29 protein-coding genes are annotated in these 21,555 nt (G+C 61.4%); 24 read left to right on the forward strand and 5 right to left on the reverse strand.

Annotated elements, in window-relative coordinates; translation table 11 throughout:
• Window positions 1–18 precede the first annotated feature (18 nt).
• The 9 genes from GPJ75_RS21285 to GPJ75_RS21325 all read left to right on the forward strand — a co-directional run bounded on the left by GPJ75_RS21285 (window position 19) and on the right by GPJ75_RS21325 (window position 6,984).
• On the forward strand, window positions 19–1,320 hold the full coding sequence (locus GPJ75_RS21285) for an HlyD family type I secretion periplasmic adaptor subunit (RefSeq protein WP_163271097.1): 1,302 nt from the start codon (window positions 19–21) through the stop codon (window positions 1,318–1,320).
• Window positions 1,321–1,391: 71 nt separating this feature from the next.
• On the forward strand, window positions 1,392–3,581 hold the full coding sequence (locus tag GPJ75_RS21290) for a M10 family metallopeptidase (RefSeq protein ID WP_163271099.1): 2,190 nt from the start codon (window positions 1,392–1,394) through the stop codon (window positions 3,579–3,581).
• A gap of 17 nt (window positions 3,582–3,598) precedes the next feature.
• Window positions 3,599–3,826 carry a hypothetical protein gene (locus GPJ75_RS21295; protein WP_163271101.1) on the forward strand — a complete coding sequence of 76 codons (228 nt, stop codon included), beginning with the start codon at window positions 3,599–3,601 and terminating at the stop codon, window positions 3,824–3,826.
• 346 nt (window positions 3,827–4,172) lie between these two features.
• Window positions 4,173–4,598, forward strand: coding sequence for a MerR family transcriptional regulator (locus GPJ75_RS21300; protein WP_163271103.1), 426 nt, complete (start codon window positions 4,173–4,175; stop codon window positions 4,596–4,598).
• Entirely contained in the window at window positions 4,537–4,953 is a 417-nt protein-coding gene (locus tag GPJ75_RS21305) for a carboxymuconolactone decarboxylase family protein (protein WP_163271105.1), read from the forward strand. The genes GPJ75_RS21300 and GPJ75_RS21305 overlap by 62 nt, the downstream gene beginning before the upstream one ends.
• Window positions 4,950–5,219, forward strand: a complete 270-nt coding sequence (locus GPJ75_RS21310) for an SMP-30/gluconolactonase/LRE family protein (RefSeq protein ID WP_163271107.1) — start codon at window positions 4,950–4,952, stop codon at window positions 5,217–5,219. The genes GPJ75_RS21305 and GPJ75_RS21310 overlap by 4 nt, the downstream gene beginning before the upstream one ends.
• A gap of 188 nt (window positions 5,220–5,407) precedes the next feature.
• Window positions 5,408–5,776 (forward strand): SMP-30/gluconolactonase/LRE family protein, encoded by a 369-nt coding sequence (locus GPJ75_RS21315; RefSeq protein WP_163271109.1) that lies wholly within the window; start codon window positions 5,408–5,410, stop codon window positions 5,774–5,776.
• A 261-nt stretch (window positions 5,777–6,037) separates the two neighbouring features.
• Entirely contained in the window at window positions 6,038–6,661 is a 624-nt protein-coding gene (locus tag GPJ75_RS21320) for a hypothetical protein (protein WP_163271111.1), read from the forward strand.
• A gap of 29 nt (window positions 6,662–6,690) precedes the next feature.
• A complete protein-coding gene (locus GPJ75_RS21325; RefSeq protein WP_163271113.1) occupies window positions 6,691–6,984 on the forward strand; it encodes a hypothetical protein in 294 nt (97 codons plus the stop codon).
• A 578-nt stretch (window positions 6,985–7,562) separates the two neighbouring features.
• Here the strand turns inward: GPJ75_RS21325 and GPJ75_RS21330 are convergent.
• The gene (locus GPJ75_RS21330; RefSeq protein WP_163271213.1) at window positions 7,563–7,958 is read right to left on the reverse strand and encodes a MerR family transcriptional regulator; all 396 of its coding nucleotides are present in this window, start codon (window positions 7,956–7,958) and stop codon (window positions 7,563–7,565) included.
• A gap of 96 nt (window positions 7,959–8,054) precedes the next feature.
• On the opposite strand from GPJ75_RS21330, the gene GPJ75_RS21335 reads away from it, so the two are divergent.
• From GPJ75_RS21335 to msrQ, 15 genes are all read left to right on the forward strand, one after another.
• Window positions 8,055–8,465, forward strand: coding sequence for a mercuric transporter MerT family protein (locus tag GPJ75_RS21335; RefSeq protein ID WP_246249175.1), 411 nt, complete (start codon window positions 8,055–8,057; stop codon window positions 8,463–8,465).
• Window positions 8,466–8,493: 28 nt separating this feature from the next.
• Entirely contained in the window at window positions 8,494–8,817 is a 324-nt protein-coding gene (locus GPJ75_RS21340) for a cation transporter (protein ID WP_163271115.1), read from the forward strand.
• Between the two features lie 206 nt (window positions 8,818–9,023).
• On the forward strand, window positions 9,024–9,386 hold the full coding sequence (locus GPJ75_RS21345; RefSeq protein ID WP_163271117.1) for a heavy-metal-associated domain-containing protein: 363 nt from the start codon (window positions 9,024–9,026) through the stop codon (window positions 9,384–9,386).
• 4 nt (window positions 9,387–9,390) lie between these two features.
• Complete coding sequence (locus GPJ75_RS21350; protein WP_163271119.1) at window positions 9,391–9,612, forward strand: hypothetical protein; 222 nt, start codon at window positions 9,391–9,393, stop codon at window positions 9,610–9,612.
• 10 nt (window positions 9,613–9,622) lie between these two features.
• Window positions 9,623–11,047: a mercury(II) reductase gene (gene merA, locus GPJ75_RS21355; RefSeq protein ID WP_163271121.1), complete on the forward strand. Its 1,425-nt coding sequence runs from the start codon at window positions 9,623–9,625 to the stop codon at window positions 11,045–11,047.
• 9 nt (window positions 11,048–11,056) lie between these two features.
• The gene (locus GPJ75_RS21360; RefSeq protein ID WP_163271123.1) at window positions 11,057–11,317 is read left to right on the forward strand and encodes a hypothetical protein; all 261 of its coding nucleotides are present in this window, start codon (window positions 11,057–11,059) and stop codon (window positions 11,315–11,317) included.
• Window positions 11,318–11,394: 77 nt separating this feature from the next.
• Window positions 11,395–12,750, forward strand: a complete 1,356-nt coding sequence (locus tag GPJ75_RS21365; protein ID WP_163271125.1) for a dihydrolipoyl dehydrogenase family protein — start codon at window positions 11,395–11,397, stop codon at window positions 12,748–12,750.
• 45 nt (window positions 12,751–12,795) lie between these two features.
• Window positions 12,796–13,038: a hypothetical protein gene (locus tag GPJ75_RS21370; RefSeq protein ID WP_163271127.1), complete on the forward strand. Its 243-nt coding sequence runs from the start codon at window positions 12,796–12,798 to the stop codon at window positions 13,036–13,038.
• On the forward strand, window positions 13,023–13,877 hold the full coding sequence (locus GPJ75_RS21375; RefSeq protein WP_163271129.1) for a helix-turn-helix transcriptional regulator: 855 nt from the start codon (window positions 13,023–13,025) through the stop codon (window positions 13,875–13,877). The genes GPJ75_RS21370 and GPJ75_RS21375 overlap by 16 nt, the downstream gene beginning before the upstream one ends.
• A gap of 93 nt (window positions 13,878–13,970) precedes the next feature.
• Entirely contained in the window at window positions 13,971–14,666 is a 696-nt protein-coding gene (gene merB, locus GPJ75_RS21380; RefSeq protein WP_163271131.1) for an organomercurial lyase, read from the forward strand.
• Between the two features lie 90 nt (window positions 14,667–14,756).
• Window positions 14,757–15,152 (forward strand): hypothetical protein, encoded by a 396-nt coding sequence (locus GPJ75_RS21385; protein WP_205602602.1) that lies wholly within the window; start codon window positions 14,757–14,759, stop codon window positions 15,150–15,152.
• Between the two features lie 366 nt (window positions 15,153–15,518).
• On the forward strand, window positions 15,519–15,797 hold the full coding sequence (locus GPJ75_RS21390; RefSeq protein ID WP_163271133.1) for a hypothetical protein: 279 nt from the start codon (window positions 15,519–15,521) through the stop codon (window positions 15,795–15,797).
• A gap of 489 nt (window positions 15,798–16,286) precedes the next feature.
• On the forward strand, window positions 16,287–16,577 hold the full coding sequence (locus GPJ75_RS21395; RefSeq protein ID WP_163271135.1) for a hypothetical protein: 291 nt from the start codon (window positions 16,287–16,289) through the stop codon (window positions 16,575–16,577).
• Window positions 16,578–16,880: 303 nt separating this feature from the next.
• A complete protein-coding gene (msrP, locus tag GPJ75_RS21400) occupies window positions 16,881–17,783 on the forward strand; it encodes a protein-methionine-sulfoxide reductase catalytic subunit MsrP (protein ID WP_246249177.1) in 903 nt (300 codons plus the stop codon).
• A complete protein-coding gene (gene msrQ / locus GPJ75_RS21405) occupies window positions 17,783–18,430 on the forward strand; it encodes a protein-methionine-sulfoxide reductase heme-binding subunit MsrQ (protein ID WP_163271139.1) in 648 nt (215 codons plus the stop codon). Before msrP ends, msrQ begins: the two co-directional genes overlap by 1 nt.
• An 18-nt stretch (window positions 18,431–18,448) precedes the next feature.
• Here msrQ and GPJ75_RS21410 read toward each other — a convergent pair whose 3' ends face one another.
• The 4 genes from GPJ75_RS21410 to GPJ75_RS21425 all read right to left on the reverse strand — a co-directional run bounded on the left by GPJ75_RS21410 (window position 18,449) and on the right by GPJ75_RS21425 (window position 21,547).
• On the reverse strand, window positions 18,449–19,219 hold the full coding sequence (locus GPJ75_RS21410; protein ID WP_425483178.1) for a L,D-transpeptidase: 771 nt from the start codon (window positions 19,217–19,219) through the stop codon (window positions 18,449–18,451).
• Between the two features lie 93 nt (window positions 19,220–19,312).
• Window positions 19,313–20,053: a cytochrome c biogenesis CcdA family protein gene (locus GPJ75_RS21415; RefSeq protein ID WP_163271141.1), complete on the reverse strand. Its 741-nt coding sequence runs from the start codon at window positions 20,051–20,053 to the stop codon at window positions 19,313–19,315.
• A gap of 4 nt (window positions 20,054–20,057) precedes the next feature.
• Window positions 20,058–20,831 (reverse strand): DsbA family protein, encoded by a 774-nt coding sequence (locus GPJ75_RS21420; RefSeq protein WP_246249179.1) that lies wholly within the window; start codon window positions 20,829–20,831, stop codon window positions 20,058–20,060.
• 83 nt (window positions 20,832–20,914) lie between these two features.
• A complete protein-coding gene (locus GPJ75_RS21425) occupies window positions 20,915–21,547 on the reverse strand; it encodes a cytochrome c oxidase assembly protein (RefSeq protein ID WP_163271144.1) in 633 nt (210 codons plus the stop codon).
• Window positions 21,548–21,555 lie beyond the last annotated feature (8 nt).

Genomic DNA, 21,555 nt, shown 5'->3' on the forward strand with positions numbered 1-21,555 from the left:
ACGAGGGAGGCAAAAGAGATGGCATGGCATGATGGCGTCAGGACCGGTCTTGCTGGACCGATGGTAGCCGGTCTGATCACGCTGGTGGGCGGCTTCGGTGGCTTTGCCGCTTGGGCTGCGCTTGCGCCGATGTCGGGCGCGGTGATCGCGCCGGCAAAGGTCACCGTCGAAGGCCGCAACAAGATCGTCCAGCATCTGGAGGGCGGTATCGTGAAGGAGATCCTTGCCGGTGACGGGCAGAAAGTCAAGGCGGGGGAACCGGTGCTCGTGCTCGACGGCACGGCGGCGCGATCGGAGGCGGCCCGCCTCAATGCGCAGCTCGCCGCCATAAAAGCGGTCGAGGCACGCACCCTCGCTGAGCGCGACGGTGCTGCCGAGCCAAGCTTTCCCGCCGGGCTTCTCAGTGCTGAGGATGCGGAGACCGTGCGCCTGCTGGACGACCAGCGGGCGGAGTTCCGGGTGCGCCTGCGCAAGCACCAGGCTGAAATCGCTGTTCTCGAGCAGCAGATCGCCGCACTTCGCGAGCAGATCGCCGGCCATGAGCTCCAGGAGGGCGAAACTGCACGGCAGATAGTCTTCCTCGTCGAGGAGCGCCAGGACTTCGAGGCCCTGCTTGCAAAGGGGCTGACCCGCAAGAGCCAAGTGCTGGCGCTGAAGCGGGCCGAAGCCGAGCTGAAGGGTCGGCAGGGGCAGCTTTCGGCAGCGATCGCCGAGGCCAGGCAGTCGATCGCGGAAATCCGCGAGCGCATCGAGCAGGCGCGCTCGGTCCGCATCAGCGAGGCCTCGGCCCAGCTAGCCGAGTTGCGCTTCAAGCGCACGGAAATCCTCGAGAAGCTGCGCACGGCCGAGGATGTGAGCGGACGCCTGATCGTGCGGGCGCCTGCTTCCGGAACGGTCATCAACCTTTCCAAGCACAATACCGGTGCTGTGATCACGCCCGGCCAGGAGCTGATGACCATTGTGCCTGAAGGGGCCAGCCTTCTGGTCGAGGCGCGCGTGAGGCCACAGGATGTCGACGAGGTGCGGATGGGGCAGGAGGCTTGGCTTAACTTTTCGGCCTTCGATGCACGCCAGACGCCGCCTGTCACCGCGCGTGTCGTCTATGTGTCGGCTGATCGTCTGGAGAACGAGCGGACCGGTGAACCCTACTATCTCACACGGCTCAAAATCCGGGCCGATCCGGCCTTGGGCTTCGATCTCTCGCGCATTGGCCCCGGCCATGACGTCGAGGTCTTTATCACGACCGGCGAGCGCACCTTCTTTGAATATCTGGCGGCGCCGCTGACGAAAACCCTCGCCCGCTCGTTCCGCGAAAGTTAACAGATCGGCGGCTTTGCCGCCCAGGCAACACCGACGCTACAGCGTCAACAGCAGAATGGATTGGAAAGCCGATGCCCGCAACGACGACCTACACCTTGAGCGGGGACGCCTATATCGACAGCCTTCTCGGCGGCGTCAAATGGGCGACCCTCGAGCTGACCTACAGCTTCCCCGCCAGTGCCTCTTATTACGGCGCGGGCTACGGCTATGGCGAGCCGGGCGACAATTTCGGGGCCTTGAATGTGGCCCAGCAGACCGCTGCGCGCGCCACCTTCGATCTTTTCTCTTCGGTTTCCAACGTAATCTTTACCGAGATCGCGGAGACCGTCACACAACACGGGGATCTACGGCTTGCCATGTCGGATAAGCCGAGTACTGCCTGGGCTTACTTCCCCACCACGCTCGCCGAGGGCGGTGACATGTGGTTCAACAAGTCCCGGGGCTATTACGACAATTCACAGAAGGGCAACTACGCCTTCACCACCTTCCTGCATGAAGCCGGCCACGCGGTGGGCTTGGAGCACGCGCATGAAGACAACGTCATGCCGGTGGAGCGGGATTCCATGGAATATACCGTGATGAGCTACCGTTCCTATGTCGGAGCCTCGACCACGGGTGGCTACACAAACGAGCAATGGGGGTATGCCCAGTCGCTGATGATGTACGACATCGCCGCGCTGCAGCACCTCTACGGCGCCGACTACAGCACCAATAGCGGCAGTACCGTCTATTCCTGGAGCCCGACCACCGGCGAGATGTTCATCAACGGCACGGGCCAAGGCGCGCCGGGCGCAAATCGCATCTTCCTCACAGTTTGGGACGGTGGCGGAAAGGACACCTATGACTTTTCCAAATATTCAACGGATCTCGCGGTTGACCTGAGGCCAGGCAAATGGACGACTACCTCTTCCGAGCAGCTTGCCAAGCTACACTATGACGGTTCGAAGATTGCTGCCGGGAACATCGCCAACGCGCTGCTCTACGGCAACGATACGCGATCACTGATCGAGAATGCCAAGGGCGGGCCGGGCAACGACAAGATCGTCGGCAACGGCGCAGCAAATAAATTGTGGGGCGGCGCCGGCAACGACGTTCTTTCGGGCGGCAGTGGTGAGGATGTGCTGGTTGGCGGTGCCGGCGCCGACAAGCTCTATGGCGGCGCAGATAACGACACGCTCTACGGTGGCGGCGGCAATGACGCGCTGATCGGCGGTGCCGGAAGAGACCGCCTCTATGGCAGTGCCGGCAAGGACAGCCTCTCCGGCGGCGGCGGCAACGATGTGCTTGTCGGTGGGGCAGGGGCGGACAAGCTCGACGGCGGCACTGGCTTCGACTACGGCAGCTATGCCGGCGCCACAGCTGGCGTGACGGCGCGGCTTAACAAGCCGTCGCTGAACAGCGGCGACGCATTGGGCGACAGCTACGCCTCCATCGAAGGCCTGATCGGCAGCAGCCACGCCGACTTGCTGGTGGGCGATGCGGCGGCCAACCGCATCAATGGCGGTGCCGGCAATGACCGGCTCTACGGTGCTGGCGGCAACGATACGCTGATCGGCGGTCTGGGACATGATCGGCTTTATGGTGGCGGCGGCAATGACAGCCTCTCCGGCGGCGGCGGCAACGATGTGCTTGTCGGTGGGGCAGGGGCGGACAAGCTCGACGGCGGCACTGGCTTCGACTACGGCAGCTATGCCGGCGCCACAGCTGGCGTGACGGCGCGGCTTAACAAGCCATCGCTGAACAGCGGCGACGCATTGGGCGACAGCTACGCCTCCATCGAAGGCCTGATCGGTAGCAGCCACGCCGACTTGCTGGTGGGCGATGCGGCGGCCAACCGCATCAATGGCGGCGCGGGCAACGATCGGCTCTACGGCGGTAGCGGCAATGACCGACTCTACGGTTCCGGCGGCAATGACACCCTGATCGGCGGTGCTGGTTCAGAACTTCTGGTTGGCGGCGCCGGCGCCGATATCTATGTCTTTCGGAAGGAAAGCAACTCGCTGCCCTCCGCCCACGACAGGATCAACGACTTCGTCTCAGGTGGAGATACGATTGACCTGAGGGGCATGGATGCGGACAGCACCGCCAGTGGCAATCAGGCCTTCTCCTTTATCGGGGGGAAGGCATTCACTGGCAAGGCCGGCGAACTCAATTTCGTCAATGGCGTTTTATCAGGCGACACCGATGGCAACAGCACCGCTGACTTTCAGGTCGAGATCCTCAACGTCTCGGTCCTTGTCGACAGCGATTTCCACCTCTGAGGTGGGGGAGCAAAGTCATGGGTGAATGGATCGATTTCGACCGCTGGCCTGAATGTGCCAGCATGGAACGGCCGGGCATCGTGTTCGAAGTTCAGAACGCAGAGGGGCAAACGATGGCGACCGGTTGTGTCGCCCCCCTGCCGCTTCCCTTCGACTGGACATCAGATCCGGTGCGTTTCCGCATCGTCGAGCAGGAAAAGCCGCGTCACTCGGAGCCGCTGCCGCAGCCGGGGTCTCCCCAGTAACAAGCCTGGTCGTGTATGGCTTCCAACAGTTTCGTTGCGTCGATCTCGTCGAGCACAATCCTTTGGACAGCCCATAGGCCGTAAACTCATAAACGGGTGACATGGTTGCGTGTTTTGATTCAAGGCTCCTGGTTGAGAAGGAGCCTTGGGATGCGGCGCCGCCCTTGACCGATTTTGAATGTCGCAGAAGTCTCGCGCGAACGCGATTTTTGCGCCTGACTTTTGCGACAGGGTGTCCCCCGAAATCAGCGCTTCCCTAGTTTCGAATTTCCGCGATATCACCTCTTGATTTAGAGTGCACTCTAAGTTGTAGCTTCCTGTGCGTCGTGACGAAAGAAGGGCGTTCATGAAGATTGGCGAACTGGCGAAGCGTTCGGGACTGTCAGCCCATACCATCCGTTACTATGAGCGGATCGGGCTGCTTCCCCATGCCGACAGGGACCAATCGGGCCAACGTGACTACGACGCATCAATCCTGATCTGGATAGAATTTCTCGACCGTCTCAAAACGACCGGAATGCCTATTCGGGAGATGCTGCGCTACGCGGCTTTGCGGGAGCGCGGCGTCGGCACGGAAGCGGAACGCAGCGCGTTGCTTGAACAGCACCGCGAGCGTGTCCGCGCCCATGTGGTCGAACTGCAAACCTGTCTTCTCGTCCTCGACACCAAGATTGCCGGATATGCCGGCAAGGATCAGAGGATGAAAGACTATGACGCACCAATCCCCCAACGTCGGAAGCCGGCTGGAGCGCGGCAAGCGGGCGCTCGCTGAAATCGACGGCGAGGCAGGCAATAACGTCATTGCCGCTCTGGCCGACATCGCCCCAGACTTCGCAAGCTACCCATTCGAATTTCCATTTGGCGACATTTACAGCCGTCCCGGCCTTGATCTGCGTGCCTGCGAAATCGCCACAATCGCGGCGCTGACCGCGATGGGAACCGCAACCCCGCAATTGAAGGTCCACATAGAAGCGGCCCTGAATGTTGGGCTGACGAAGGACGAAATCACCGAAATCATCATGCAGATGGCGGTTTATGCGGGCTTTCCTGCGGCGCTCAACGGACTGTTCGCGGCCAAGGAAGTATTCACCGCCCGGTTTCCCGCCCAGCAGCAGGGAGCGGCATGATGAACTTTCTTCGCACCTTGACCGCCACCGGCGCTCTCGCACTCGTCGCGATTTCCGGCTTGCCGGTTGCAGCTCCGACCGCTGCATGCGCAAACCCCGCCACACCTGAAAAGCTCTGGGACGGGTTTAGCTCGCCGGTCGGCATGACCTTCGACGCTGCGGGGAACTTATTCGTGGCGGAATGGGGCGCGGGCCGTGTCTCACGCATCGATCCTGCCGGAAATCGCACCACGTTCGCAGATGGGCTTTCCGCCCCTCCGGGCTGACGGTAGGCCCTGATGGCGCGATCTACGTTGCATCCTATTCGCGCGATGAAGTCTATCGCTTCACGCCGGCAGGAGAACGCAGCGTCATGTGACCGGCCTTGTAACGCCGGCCGGGCTTAGTTTCGACAGGTCAGGCCGGCTGCTGATCGCCAACCGCCGCACCAACCAGATCCTCACCGTGACCGGGAATGGCAATCTGGAACCCGTCATCGACGGAGCAAACGCCGGTCGGGGCGGTCCAGACGCCAGACAATGGCTATGTCGTGTCCAACATCGGCGGCGGAGTTACGATCCTGCGCGCGGACGGCGCGCGCATGGAGGCCGGCGAGGAGTTTGGCACGCCCGGCCCCGGCGTAGCAATGACGACAGACGGCCGCGTGTTCGTGGTAGATTATGGCGGAACGACCGTGCGGGAAATTCTGCCGAATGGGCAATCTCGTGCCATCGCGGACGGGCTGCGAAGCCCGGTCGGCTTGGTAGTCGCTCCTGACGGGGCCTCTTTGCTCACCGCCGCTTGGGGCGATGGAACGATCTATCGGATTCCGATCTCAAACTAGGTTGGATGGTCGCAAGCCCCCCCAAAACGTGCGACAATTCTGCGCCGTTATCTACGATAAACGTGATCCATGCCACCAGGTGCCTGCAACGACTACCCCAGGAGGGAACACTCAGACCCATGCCGCGTGTCATAAGAAGCAGAGATCCTCGTCGCTACTTTGACTTGCAGCGATTCATATAACGCGGTAGCGGTGGATGTAATCATTGGTGATTGCTGCCCCTTCGGACCGGAACCTCGATCAACGATATCGCAACCCCATATGAAATCCGGTTTCACGCTCCTGTTGCTCCTTCCCCTCCTGCTCCTCGCAGCTTTCGTGTGGTTGCTGTATGGGAACCAGCCGACGCCCCTGGGCTACAGGACGTCTGTCGCGCTTCACAACTCGGATGTGAACTATCCCATATTTGGCGCAATCGTACCGACGCAGGGAGACAACGGCAGTGCCAATGCGTATTTTGTCGACCTGACGGATGGATCGCGGCGGTTGCTTCGGCGGAATGCCTCCGCGTTTACGGCGTTGAGGGCGGTTCCGAACCGACCAGGCCATTTTCTCGTCGTTCAAAGACGATATAACAAGTACCATCTGATCGACTACGAGGTTGAAACCGGCGTAACCACGAACCTCCATGAGTTCGATTTCGAGATAAGAAGTCCGTTCATGCTCGGGGACCAAGCATACGCCCTGGATCCCACCCACAAGACTACGAAGCAGGCTTTGAATTACGAGGTTGTCTGCGGTGGCAAGATCTTGACGGAGCCGAGGATCAAATCAGCGTTTGACGCGGCCTCAACCAGCCGCTCAGCAGCATTTTTTGGACGGATTGTACAAAGACGTGACAGCTCTATGCTGTCGGGCGTGAGCCAGATGGCGAAATTGTCCTGACGGCGATCCCGCTGCCATTCGATTGGGTCATGGACGTATTTTCCTATCAGGACGAAATTTATGTCGCGCGTTGGAATCGTGCTGAACCCGTGACGCTGCATCGCTTGATCGGGGACCGTGTGGAGCCACATTCGGGTCTTCTTACCGAACGTCTCCGGGCGGCCGATCCAGGTGCAGGCAACATCAGCTGGACTGGGGACGAGGCCGTCGTGATCACAACCGGCGATCGAAAGGAAGGCGTCATCAACATCTCGGTTCGCTATGATAGTGGTCAAGCGCTCAAGTCCTTTTCCATTGATCTTACGGATCCCATGCTCCGTTGAGCCTATACGTTGGGCCAAGCTGCCTGCCATGTACGGCCCGCCTTCCCCAGGCTGCGGTTATAGCGACCGGCAGCTAACCTGGTGCAAAGTCCGAAAGCGGTAGGACCGATCGGCCCCGATCAGGCCGAAAATACACCCGCTCCTCTGGAAACGTCGGCACGTGGGTGCGTATAATGGTTCGGCGAAAGGCCGGCCCTTGCGGAGAGCAGAAGTTCCCACAGGGGTGCAGACTGGGCGGCGAACCCGCTGTCTGTGTCAATAAGGATTTTATCCCGAGCGGGAGACTATGCCGATTAAGCCGCCTAAGCCACGGGACTTTCGATAAGAACGGCCGCGCTCGCTCGGCATAGTCAAAGTGTCCGGCGCCGCGAATGTCTCAGTTGCGTGGAAGCTCGTCATACAGAAGCGATGACCGGAAGGGTCGCTGCATCTCGCCGCTGCCCAGCATTCAGTTCGGTTGCCAACGCGATCTCATCGCCGCCAGCTGCAACTTCCGCCCCCTCGTTTGATAGCTGAAATTCCTGCTGCTTCTGTTTCTCGCGACACACTTCGTCGCAGCACCGACGCAACCATCGACCTCAGGCAGCGAGCGCGTCAAGGATCGGGCATTCCGGCACGTCTTCGCCCGAGCATTGCGCCATGGTCCGGGCCAGGAGCCTTTCGATGCGCCGAAGGTCGGCGATCTTGGCCCTGATTTCCGCCAGATGCGGTTTTGTCCGTTCCTGGATCTCGGCGCAGGTCTGAGCCTTGCGATCGACGAGATCCAGCAGGCCGCGAATCTCATCGATGCCAAAGCCAAGCTCGCGGCTGCGTAGGATGAAGCGCAGGCGCTGAACATGGGTCTCGTCATACAGACGATACCCCTTTGGACTGCGCGGTGGCTCCGGCATGAGGCCGATGTTCTCGTAGTAACGAATGGTCTCGAGGTGGCAGCCGGTTCGCCTGGAAAGCACGCTGCGCTGCAACCCGTTCACGGAAGTGTGTTTCGCCATGGGGCTAGTTCCGTCTTGAGCCTGTAGTTGATACAGGCGTTATGTACCATGCGGATTGGCAACTGTCATGAGGTTTGGATGATGAATGATGCACACGACGCCTCCCTGGATCCGGCGCGCGGGATCGACGGTGGCGAAAGTGCCGTCAGGGGATCCAAACTGGCCGCTGTCGGAGGAATTCTCGGCGCGATTGCAGCATCGAGCTGCTGCGTCTTGCCTTTTGCCCTTTTCATGTTTGGCGTCAGCGGCGCCTGGATCGGTAATCTGACGGCGTTGGAACCTTACCAGCCCTACTTCATCGCGATGACCTTGGCTTTCCTTGGCTACGGCTATTACGCGGTCTATTGGAAGGCAAAGAAAGCCTGCGCCGAGGGCAGCTACTGCGCCACTCCGAGGTCAACCCGGATCGCAAGGATCGGCCTTTGGACCGCTACGGTCCTTGTCACCATCGCCTATGCATTTCCCCGTCTCGCCGTCTACTTCCTCTGATCGGCCCCAACTGGAAGGAGAAGAAAACATGAAGCTTTCCTTCGTTCGCCTCGCGGCCATCACTGTTGCGTCCCTCGCAATGCTCTCGCCTATCACTGGCTATGCTGCAGAAAGAACGGTCACCTTGGGTGTGGAAAATGCGACATGCGCTTTGTGCGCCCCCATCGTGCGTTCCGTGTTGCAGCGGGTGCCGGGCGTTGCAAGCGTGGATGTGGTGGAGAACTACAGCGCGTCGCCGCCAGTAAGCGCCACCGTCGTCTTCGATGATGATGTCACCAATGTTGACGCCCTCATCAACGCCACCACGAACGCCGGATACCCTTCAAGGCTCGCCTTGAACGCTGGCGGTTGAGGCAGCCCATCGACGCGGCCTACATCCCCGTTTTGCGGCCCCCCTTTTCGGCCAAGCCAAGCGCTGCACGCAGTTTCGATGCCGCGGGTGTTTTCTTCGTCGAGGAGTCGCTTGACCCTGTACTTGATACAGGGTGTACCCTTCATGGAATAGGAACCTTGGTGCGGGCGCTCGTTCCCTTGGCGACCCGCAAAAGGAGAAAGGACATGCGAAATCGCGCGAGAATCGCCGTTGCCGCCGCCATACTTGGCGTGGGCGGGCTTGCCATCCTGGCTTTCGCATCGACGGGGTCAGGCCCCTCCGTGCCGACGTCGTCCGGCCAGGCTGTGCTGACACAGGTCGCGGCGTCGGAACGGCTGCAGACCTTTGCCGTTGACAACATGTATTGCGCGTCCTGCCTGTTTATCGTGCGCGGGGCGATCGAACGGGTCGAGGGTGTCAGGTCGGTTACGGTCGACGTTGCCAGCCAGCAGGTCACTGTGGCCTATGACCCGGCCGCTACCACAATCGAGGCCATTGCAGCTGCGCCGACGCAACGGGGATATCCGGCCCGCCCCATAGGGAGCTGAAGCCATGAGCGACAAGTCGCTCTTTGGCCTTGGGTTGGCCGGCATGGTTATTGCGGTCGTGTGCTGCATTGGGCCTGCCCTGTTGATCGCCACCGGCCTTATCAGTGTCTCGGTGCTGACGGGCACGACGATCTACGTGCTAACACCGCTTCTCGTCCTCTTCGTTGCCGTGGTCGGCTACGATCTATGGCGGCGCTGGCCGCCTTCCCATAACGGAAAACACTGAGGGAGTTCCCATGTCTGATTGCTGTGCGCCAAAGGCCAATGGCCGCTATGATCTCGCCGTGATCGGCGCCGGTTCCGCCGGCTTTTCGGCCGCGATCACGGCCGCTGAGCTGGGCGCGCAGGTCGCGCTCGTCGGCCACGGCACGATCGGCGGCACCTGCGTCAATGTCGGCTGCGTGCCGTCAAAGACGATGATCCGCGCCGCCGAGGCGCTGCACGGGGCACGCGCCGCGCATCGTTTCCCTGGCCTTGCCGGCGAGGCCAACGTGGTCGACTGGGCAGGTCTCATCGCGGCCAAGGACGATCTGGTCGCTTTCTTGCGGCAGAAGAAATATGTCGACCTGCTGCCCGAATATAACGGGATTGCCTATCTTGAGGGTCCTGCGCGCCTGAACGGACAGGGCGTATTCGTGAACGGCGCCGCGATCTCGGCCGGCAAGATCATCATAGCGACCGGCTCTTCGCCGGCACTGCCGGATATTCCCGGTATCGCGGACGTACCCTACCTCACCAGCACGACAGCACTCGAACTCAAAACACTGCCGCGCTCGCTGCTGGTGATCGGCGGTGGCTATATCGGCTGCGAACTGGCGCAGATGTTCGCACGTGCCGGGACGGAAGTGATGCTCGTAACCCGCCGTCGCCTGCTGCCGGAAGCCGAGCCGGAAGTCTCAGCGGCCCTGATCGGTTACCTCCGCGATGAAGGGATCACCACAGCGATGGGCCTCGCCTACCGCAGAATCGTGCAGACAGATTACGGAGTGGAGCTCACCGTGGCCGTCGATGGCGAGGAGCAGTTGATCGGTGCCGAACAGGTTCTCGTCACCACCGGGCGGTCGCCAAATACCAGTGACCTCGGCCTTGCCGAGGCAGGTGTCACTCTGGCCGGCAATGGTGGCATTGTGGTCGATGATCGGATGCGCACCTCGAAGCCTGGCGTCTACGCTGCCGGCGACGTCACCGGCCGCGACCAGTTCGTCTACATGGCGGCCTACGGTGCCAAGCTCGCGGCACAAAACGCCCTGAACGGCGACGGCCTCGTCTATGACAACGCGGCCATGCCCTGGGTGACCTTTACCGATCCGCAGGTCGCCGGCGTCGGTTTGACCGAGCAGGCTGCCAAGGCCGCAGGCTTTACGACCAAGACCTCGATCGTCTCGCTCGACCAGGTGCCGCGGGCGCTGGCAGCGCGCGACACGCGCGGGCTCATCAAGCTGGTCGCCGATGCCGGGACCGATCGTCTGCTTGGCGGCCAGATCCTGGCGCCCGAGGGCGCCGACAGCATCCAGACGGTGGTGCTGGCCATCAAGCACGGCATGACGACACGGGAGCTCGGCGAGACGATCTTTCCCTATCTCACCACGGTCGAAGGGCTGAAACTCGCCGCGCAGGGCTTTGGCAAGGACGTGGCGAAGCTGTCCTGCTGCGCCGGATAGGAAGGAAAAATGGAACCTTCGCACGGCTATGGTATCGCAGGGCTGCTGGTAGCCCATATCATGTGCTGCGGCGCACTGGTGCTTGCCGCGACCCGGGCGATCAGTTTTGCCGGCCTCGCCAGTTGGCTTGTCGGTGGCGGCTTCTTCTGGTTTGCCGGTACGGTCCTGGCCGTCATCGGAATCATTCTGTGGCGCCATAGTGCGCAATCGAGCGCCAGCGATGTTCGCCACGGTGCCGTCACGCATCCCCTCCATGGCCAGCATAAATAGGCTTTCGCCAGAACCGGTGGCAGCTTTCATGAACAGAAGGCAGTCCAGCAGTTGCAACGGGCTGAAAGGGCAAAACCATGAGCAATACCAGAAGTTTCGATTTGATCGTGATCGGCGGTGGGACGGGCGGAAACGGTGTCGCCCGGATGGCTGCCAAGGCTGGCTGGTCGGTCGCCAGCATCGACAGCCTGCCCTTCGGCGGCACCTGCGCGTTGCGGGGCTGCGACCCGAAAAAGATGTTGATCGCCGTGACCGAGGGGGTCGAATGGGCCCGCAGCCTCGCCGGCAAGGGGCTGGAATCCCAGACCGCCGTCAACTGGCCGGACATGATCACCTTCAAGCGCACATTCACCGATGCGATGCCCGGCCGCATCGAGGGCGGGTTTGAGAAGGCCGGCATTACCGTGTTGCACGGCGAGGCGCGCTTCACCGGGCGCGACAGGATCGAGGTGAATGGCGAAACCCTGTCGGCACGGCACTTTCATATCGCCACCGGCGCCCGGCCAATGACGCTGAACATCCCCGGCGAGGAATTGCTGGCGACCAGCACCGATTTCCTCGCGTTGCCGGAACGGCCCGACAGGGTGGTGTTCGTTGGCGGCGGATTCATCGCGATGGAATTCGCCCATATCGCAAAGCGTGCGGGCGCGCGCGAAGTGACGGTTCTGGAAATGATGGAGCGGCCGCTGGGGAATTTCGATCCGGACCTGGTCGCGATTCTGTCCGAAGCCACAGCCGATCTCGGCATCGATCTGCGCACGGAGGCCAAGGTTCTGAAGATCGAGAAGAATGGCACAGGTTTCGCGGTCACCTACGAGACGCCGACAGCCGTTGAGACTGTCGGCTGCGATCTGGTGGTTCACGCAACCGGTCGCGTGCCCCATATCGACCATCTCAATCTCGAAGCGGCGGGCGTTGAGTATAGCCGCAAGGGCATCAAGGTCAGCCGCTTCATGCGGACCACCAACCCCGCCATCTTCGCCGCGGGCGATTGTGCGGACAGCGGCCCGAACCTGACTCCCGTCTCAGCCAATGAAGGCCGGATCGCCGGCAAGAACCTGCTTGCCGGCAAGGATGAGCGGGAGGTGAAGTATCCGCCGATCCCAAGCGTCGTCTTCACGCTGCCGCAGATAGCCTCTGTCGGTCTTTTCGAAGCCGCAGCACGCGACAGGGGATTGGATTTCGACACCCATTTCGACAAGACGGCGGGCTGGTACTCGTCACTGCGCGTCGGCGCCAGGCACACCGCCTACAAGGTTCTGGTCGAAAAGGGGACCGGAAAGATCCTGGGCGCGCACCTCATCGGCCCCGGTGCCGAGGAACAGATCAACCTTTTCGCAATGGCGATGACCGCAGGTCTGACCGCGAACAAGATCAAGGGACTCATCTTCGCCTACCCCAGCTTTGCATCCGACATCAGTTCGATGGTCTAGGAAGATTGGATGGGCACTGGCGGACCAATACCAAGGACCCGGCATATGCGCCATAATCGACGTTTTGACGTTGTCGCCCAGGACGCCAGCAAGCTGCTCGGGGCCAATATTTTGGTCGCCAAGGCCGGAGAGATCATTCAGGAAGCGACGCTCGCCACCTGCTTCGGGCTCGGAGTTTACGATCTCGTCGAGACCTTCCATCCCCATCTGACAAAGGCCGCGGAATTGAGACCCGCCGTCATCACCTTCACAAAGGACGTCAAGCAGCTCTCGTGCTGCGCGACGTAGCGAATGTTATGAATGATCTAAATCCCGTCGATTGCGTGCATCCGCTCAAAACGCTCGACGCAACCGGATTCAGGGTTCACGAAACCGCTTATTGCGCGGCCGCCTTCATCTCGGCGGAGTCGCTGCCGTGGGCACGGATTTGCCTCACGCTCGAGGGAGGCTACGAGGCGGATTGGGGCCACACACGGCTCACCTGTGGTCCGGCGTCCCTTATGTTCCAGCCGCCCGCAGAGATTTATGGCGCCCGCGTCTCGGACGCCGGCAGTCTTTGCCTGACAGTCGATATCGATCCAACTGTCGTTGGGGTCGCCGCCGACACCCTGGACTTCGAACGCTTGAATGCTACGCGCCGACTACCGCCCCATTGGCTTGCCTTCCAACTGCGGAGCGAACTGGCGTTGGAAGACGATCTGTCTTCCACATCCATAGCAAACACCCTGTTCGATCTGCTTGGCGAGCTTGGCGGTCGGCCGGGCCTTGAAGTGCGTGATGCCCCACCGTCATGGCTAGCGCGCGTCCAGGAGCAGATCCACGACGAATTTCGCCGCCATCACACGCTCGAGAGCCTGGCGCGGACGGCCGGCGTCCACCACGTGCATCTCGCCCGCGAGTTCCGCCGACGCTTCGGCTGTACGGTCGGCCACTATATCCGCCAGCGGCGGATCGAGTTCGGCTGCCATCGGCTGACGGCTTCGCAGGATTTGCTCTCCGAAATCGCGCTCGACGCCGGCTTTGCGGATCAGAGCCACTTCACCAACACGTTTCGGCGGCTGGTCGGCATGTCGCCGGGTGCCTTCCGCGCTCGCTATTTTGCTCCTCCGCGGCAATTGGCTGCTTAAGCGCTAATCCGCTTCAAGACGGACGCTTCCGTTTGCAGTGAGATGCCGCTGGATGACGACCCGCCGGTCGTTCCGAAAAGGAGACATGTCACCATGACACGCAACGACAAAACGCTTCATGACGATTTGTGGGAGTTGGCAGCGCAATCGCTCCCAGTGTTCTCGCTCACCGAACAGCACGCCGGCATTGTTCTCCTTCGAGAGCTGGCGAAAGGCGAAGCCGTGACCTGCTCTCGGCTGGCGCAGGCGCTCGGCACGACCTTCGGTGCGGCGGAAGCCCTCATGAGGGACTCCGCTCTGCACCCCCTCATCCACACAGACAAGGGAGATCGGATCGTCGGATTCTGGGGGCTCTCGGTAGTGCCGACGCCCCACCAGATCACAGTGAAGGGACGCAAGCTCTGGACGTGGTGTGCGTATGACAGCCTGTTCATCCCGGAACTCCTCGGCGAGACCGCCGAGATCGAGTCGCGCGATCCCGAATCGAACGAACCGATGCGTCTCACCGTGTCGCCCGAAGGTATCATCTCCACGGAGCCGGCCGACATCGTTGTGTCCATGGGACGTCCCGACACGTGGGATCAATCATCGGCGGCGCGCCTCATGGCAACTTCCTGCCATTACATTTTCTTCTTCGTCTCGCGCGCCTCCGGCGAGCGCTGGCAGGCGAAGCACACGGAACCCGCGACCATCCTGCTCTCGCTCGACGCAGCCTTCGATATCGGCAAGCGGTCCAATGCGCATCTGTTCCAGGCCGAGCTGACTCGGCGGCGAAAAGCGATGGCGTAAGTGTCGGCGCCATCCGGATCGGTCCTCGCCGAGATGGATGCGTGTCAGTGATGGAGCTGCCGGCCCTCATTGAGATGACGGAGGATAACCATGAATACTGCCAAAACCGGTCAGTTGCCGAAGCCGTCAGCCGTGGACTGGGCGCGAAGCCCGATCAGCATCGCGATCTGGTGGGTGATCCCAATCGCCGCCGGCGTGCTGACCGATTTCTTGCCGCTTTCGCGGCCGGCGACGGCGCTGGTTTGGGCCGCGGCGCTGGCGTGGATGGGGCTTGGCTGCGTGCTCAATGTCCGGCGCTGCCGCCGCCGGCACTGCTATTTCTCGGGCCCGGTCCTGCTGGCGGGGGCGATCGTCGTTGCCGTCCACGGTTGGGGTTTGGTTCCGCTCGGCCCGAACGGATTGAGCCTGACCCTTTGGACCATCTTCGGGCTCGTGGCGCTTTCCTTCCTGCCTGAACTGGTCTGGGGACGGTATTCGCAGCGATGATCCGCAGGCGACTTCCTCCGAAACGGCGGGAAATCATCGGGCCACGTCAATCCTGCAGGAATCTTCGAAGGACAAGGGTATCTTGACCCTGTAGCGGCTACTGGCGGTACCATCCGGCCCCCAAAAGTAACAGGGGCTAGGGCCACGATGTGACCCATGTGGCGACATCAAGTCCAGAACAAATGGGAAGGCGTTTCTGGCTTGTCTATCTGTCGTCGTCGGCAATTCTCCATGCGTTTTGGGGGAGATTGCCCATTCGCCGCTTTACACTCTCTGGCGCTCAGGATCGCCTCTGCAGATTGTTTCGGATATCGCCCAATGCACGTTGGGCGACATCGCCATTGCCGGAGCAGCCATTCTCGCGGGATGGTGGCTTGCAAGAAGGCCCTTCTGGCCATTTACGCCCGTTTCGCCTTTGTGGTCGCGACCGTTCTGACCGGATTTCTCCTGACTGTGGTGATCGAATGGGTTTCCATTCATGTGTTGGCGCGTTGGAGCTACGACGCAAGAATGCCGGTACTGCCATATGTTAATGTCGGGATTTCTCCGCTGCTGCAGTGGCTGATCGTTCCAATTGTGTCCCTTTGGCTGGCGTTTCGCGCGGAGCTGCCGGGCAGCAGGCCGATAGGGCCGGCCAATCGCTGACACTTTCGCTCGTCTCGTCCTCAAGCTGGTCTCCGGCGTGGTTCGCGGCGCCGGATGCCCGGGGCTCTTCAATCCGATGGCGCAGAAATCTATTCACAGCAATCCCGGCGACAATCGCCATGGCCACGGCCAAGAGGATGTTCATGCTGCCGAACCATCCGATAAGACCGCCCAGGCCCGCGAAGAGGAGAGCCGGAGCGCGATTATTGCTGTTGTGATGCCGGCAAGCGGTTTGTCGCTCATTGCAGCCTCCTGCATCCGACTTGTGTTAAGCATACGCCCGGTAGCAACTACAGACTCAATACTGCATGAGGCGCCCTCATCGCAGGATGGCTGCGCGTCCCAGGAGATAGAGTGGTTTCCCTGCGGTAGTCACAAGGTTGTGATCTCCATTGCCATTGACCATGTAGCGCCTACAGGGCGCAGGCTTTGGTCAATGGGGAAACTCCTCTGCCGCCGCGGTCGATCGTTGAGGAACGCGGCGATGGCATGGACATCATGAAGCAGTACGCGTCCTATTTGACTCCATCCGCACCGCTGTGGCTGCGCCGCCTATGGTGCATCGCCGGCCTCGCTTGGCTAACGGTGATTATCGGGAGCCTGCCGGTTCAGGTATCGCAACCGAATGGCACGCTGCTCAAGGCGGAGATTGTGCGGATGACAGCCTGTGCCGCGTGTCGCTCGCATCCGGCGATTGGCCGACAGGATTTCCTGGAACAGGTGCAAATCAGCCGCATCACCTATGCAAGCGACGACTCTCTGTCGGCGGGTTCCTCATAGAACCGCTCGCTCCGGGAAAATACCCGGCCATTATCTACAATCGCGGCGGCTATGGTGAGTTCGGCGCGCTGGCACCCGACGTGAGGCTGCTGCAATTGGCCGATCTGGCCGCTGAAGGCTACGTCGTCGTGGCGAGCCAGTATCGGGGTACGACGTGGCTGCAGACACAACATTGTGTGCAGATATGAATTTCCAGAGGCGGGCCCGATGCTACTATATGGCTAGGCTTCCATGGAGATCGCCATCTCAGGGATTCATCGATTGTTATTTTCGCATGCACCACCTGTCCGTCCGTCGGAGATCATGCCGCGCGACGTCTACCTCAATCGTCGCGACCTGATCCTCGGAGCGACCGCTGCGGGGCTTTCCGCCGCCATGGCGCCACGGCGCGCGGAGGCGGCGCAGCTTGAAGCCTCGCCCAGTCCGTTGTCGACCGACGAGGAGCCGACCGCGCTCGAACACATCACGAACTACAACAACTACTACGAGTTCGGCACCGGCAAGGAAGACCCGGCGAAAAACGCCCACACCCTCACCACGAAGCCGTGGACTGTGAAGGTGGACGGCCTCGTTTCGCGCCCGGCGGAGTTCGACCTGAACGACCTCCTGAAGCCGGTGACGCTGGAAGAGCGCGTCTACAGGCTGCGTTGTGTCGAGGGATGGTCCATGGTCATCCCGTGGGTCGGTTTCCCGCTGTCGGAAGTGCTCAACCGGGTGGAGCCCCTGGGCAGCGCCAAGTTCGTGGCGTTTGAAACTGTCTTGAGGCCGGAGGAAATGCCGGGCGTGGGGGGATTCTTCCCTGTGCTCGACTGGCCCTATGTGGAAGGCTTAAGGCTCGACGAGGCCATGCATCCCCTCGCCATCCTGGCGGTCGGCCTTTACGGGGAGACGCTGCCTAACCAGAACGGCGCGCCGATCCGGCTCGTCGTGCCGTGGAAATACGGCTTCAAGAGCATCAAGTCCATCGTCAGGATCACGCTCATGGAGGCGCAGCCGCCGACCTCGTGGAACAAGCAGAACCCGCGCGAATACGGCTTCTACTCGAACGTCAATCCGGAGGTGGACCATCCTCGCTGGAGCCAGGCGACGGAATTGCCGATCGGCCAAGGCCTCTTCGCCAAGCGCAAGCCGACGTTGATGTTCAACGGCTATGGAGAGCAGGTGGCCCAGCTCTATGCCGGCATGGATCTCACCAAGTTCTACTGATGCTTCACAGGACCGATGTCGCCAAGAAACTGAGGCCGTCTCCGGCGGTACGGTTCCGGCTGCTGCGCGCCGCCCTCTACTGGGTCGGGTTCGCTCCGGCCGTATGGGTCTTCTATCTGGGCTTCACCAACCAGCTCGGCGCAAATCCGGTCAGGACGCTGGAACAGGAACTCGGCATCTGGACGCTGCGCTTCCTGATCGCCACGCTGACGGTGACGCCGCTGCGCAATCTCACGGGCATCAGCCTTCTGCGCTACCGGCGCACGCTCGGGCTGCTGACCTTTTACTATGCGCTTCTGCATTTCGCGACATACATGTTGATCGACTACCGGCTCGATCTGCAGGCGATCACGGCCGATATCGTCAAGCGCCCCTACATCACCTTCGGCATGCTGGCCCTGGCCATCCTAGTGCCGCTTGCCGTCACCTCGAACGACCGGATGGTGCGGCGCCTGGGAAGCACCTGGACGAAGCTTCACCGCTGGGTCTACCTGGCGGCTACGGCCGCCGCCGTGCACTATCTGCTGGTGGTGAAATCCTGGCCTTTGGAGCCGATCGTTTATTTCGCGATCATCGCCGTGCTTCTTGCCTATCGGCTCGGAAAGCACTTGCGCCGCCGCAGACGCAGGAGGCCTGCTGCGGCGTGAAGCAAGCTAAGAGGACATTCAACCCAACAGGTCTGGCGTGGTCGGGCCGAGGCTGGTTACCAGGATCGGCGTGCCGTTGGTGACACGCTCGTAGAGATCGATCACATCTTGATTGAACATGCGGACGCAGCCCGATGAGACGGACTTGCCGATTGTCCACCATTCTGGTGAACCGTGAATGCGGTAGAGGGTGTCCTTGCCATTCTGGAAGATATAGAGCGCGCGTGCTCCGAGCGGATTGGTGAGGCCCGGGTCCATGCCGCCATTGGCGATGCTGTAGGGTTCAAGCTCGGGCCGGCGGTCGACCATCTCGTCGGGCGGCTTCCAGCGCGGCCAGGCGCGCTTGTACTGGATGACACCGCGATCAGCCCATTCAAAGCCGGCGCGGCCGAGACCGACGCCGTAGCGCATCGCCTTGCCGTTCTCGTGGGTCAGATAGAGAAAGTGATTGGCAGTATCGACCACAATCGTGCCCGGACGCTCGCCGGTCGGATTCGTGACGAGATGCCGAAAATAGACCGGATCGATGCGTTCAAAGGGGATGGCGGGGAGCGGAAATTTTTCCTCGGGCCGCGCCGCGTACATCGCTGCGTAGTAGGAAAGATCGTTTTCAAATCCGGAGACACCACCCTCCGCGACTGGAAACCGGGGAGCGGTCTCTCGCACGAAGGGCTGAGCCATTCGCGTGGTTGAGCAGCCGCCCAGACCAATCAGGGAAGCGGCGGCGCCCAGACGAAGAAAAGTTCGACGGTCGAGAAAATCCGGTCGTGGCATGATGTGCGATTTCATCAGTGGATTTCCTGACTATTTGCTCGCCAGAAATGGACAGGTCGTTCGTCGCTTTGCTGAGCTCGCAATTTGGGGGTTATACGAAGCTCCTCCTCAGCCGATTTTCGTGAGAATGGGGAACTGCTCGAGCAGCCAGAACGAGAACGTCGTCATCGTGCCGGTCATCATCGCAACGCCCATGACGATCATGATCACGCCAGCCGCGATTTGAAGTAGGCGTCCGGTGCGCTTCATGCCCTTCAACCGCTTGGCGAGGCTTTCGGTGAACAGCGCCGACAGTAGGAAGGGAACGCCGAGACCGACCGAATAGATGCTGAGCAATGCGATCCCGTTCGACGCGGTTGAGGATAGCGCGCTGACGGTGAGGATCGTCCCGAGAACCGGTCCGATGCAGGGCGTCCAGCCGAAGCCGAACGCGAGGCCCAGAACATAGGCGCCGAGCGGCCGGCCGCTGGCCAGGCTGCCATGAAAGCGAAACTCGTGCTGAAGCCATGGCAACCGCACCAGGCCAGTCATGAACAGCCCGAAGAGAATGATGATCGCCCCGCCGAGAATGTTGGTTTCGTAGCGATAGGCCAGAAGGAGGCGGCTGATCGCCGTGGCGCTCGCCCCAAGCGCCACGAAGACGGTCGAAAAGCCAAGAACGAACCAGGTGCTTAAAAGCAAGGTGGAAAGCCGGCTGCCGACAGAGCGGTACGGTCCGCCGGCTACGGCGGCATTGCCGGCAACATAGGAGATATAGCCCGGCACGAGGGGGAGAACGCAGGGCGAGAGGAACGAGATCGCGCCCGCCGCAAGCGCCGTCAGAATGCCTATGTTGGAAATCTCGAACACTGGCTCAACCCTCCGGCTTTTCGCGCGCGTCGGCGATGAAGCGCTGCAGCGTGGCGAGGTCGACCAGCCCGCGGATGATTTCGTCACCGACCACGAAGGTCGGAGTGCCGGTGATGCGCAGATCGTTGGCGAGCGCGCGATTGCGCGCGATGGCGTCTGCGACGGCCGGGTCTTCCATGTCCCACTTGATCTGCTCAACGTCGAGGCCGACATCCCCCGCGATGGTCAGGGTGGAACTCTCGCTGACCCGGCCGGGAAAGCCCATCAGGGCGTGATGGAACGCCTCGTATTTTCCCTGTTTGTGGGAGGCAAGCGCCGCCTTCGCGGCGAATTCGGACCCCGACCCCAGGATCGGCCATTCCTTGAACACCAGCTTCAGATTAGGATCGTCTTCGACGGCTTGCTGAATATCGGGGGCCGCCTTGCGGCAATACGGGCAGTTGTAATCGAAGAACTCCACCAGCGCGACGTCGCCTTCCGGATTGCCAGCCGTTGGCGCCGCGGGGTCGTTGAAGATGTCGTCGCTACGCTCCGCGATCAGCGTCTGCAACTCGTTCGCCTCCGCGAGCTGCCGGCGGTCTTCCAGCCGTTGCAGGGCTTCGACAACGATTTCCGGATTTTGCAGCAGATACTGCCGCGCCTGCGCTTCGAAATTGCGTGAGACCGGCCTTTCGGCGTCGAGCAGCCCGGTGGCAAAAAGCAGCGCCAGCCCGGAGAAGAGCATAGCGAGGACTGAAAGAGCGATCGCGGCGGCAAGGCCGGCGGTTGGCTTAGACATGGGGTGGGCTCCGATCAGGAACGAATGGCAAGGCAGCAACGGCTGGCCTTTTGACGTAAGAGTGGCTCATCGCTCTTGCTCCTTCAGCTCAGCAGCCTTGATCCCATGGGAGGCCACTTCTCCAGGGCTTCCGCCCCCTTGTCGAAAAAGGTGTAAGAGAGCGTGATGGTGGTGACCGAAGCCAGGTCCGGATCATCTTCGATCGCCGGATCGACGAAGAAGGTGACGGGAAACTCCTTCGCCTCGCCCGGCATCAGCAGTTGCTCGGTGAAGCAGAAGCACTGGATCTTGTTGAAATAGACCCCCGCTTGGGCCGGCACGACGTTGTAGATGGCCGTGCCGAGAATCGGGCGATTGGTCGGGTTGCGCCCCGAGCAGGCCACCACTCCGGTCTCACCGAGAGCAAGCTCAACCGATTTCGGGGCGTTGAACTCCCATGCCATGTTGGCGGCAACATTGGCGTCAAAGCGGATGGTTGCCCGTCGCTCGGACTGCTTCGTCGGCGCGGCCGCCGCGACCTGGGTTGTTCCACCATAGCCCGTAACCTGGCAGAAAAGGCGATAAAGCGGGACCGCCGCAAAGCTCAAGCCCACCATGCCAAGCACGAGAACAGCAAGCATCGCGGCCGTTCGCCGCTTCCGCCGGGCCGTACGCCCGGGGTCATTCTGGCCAGCTTCGGTAGGAGCAGACGCCGACAGTTGCTGGTTGCTATGCATTCTCTGCC

Source organism: Chelativorans alearensis (assembly GCF_010993735.1).
GTDB classification, from domain to species: domain Bacteria; phylum Pseudomonadota; class Alphaproteobacteria; order Rhizobiales; family Rhizobiaceae; genus Chelativorans; species Chelativorans alearense.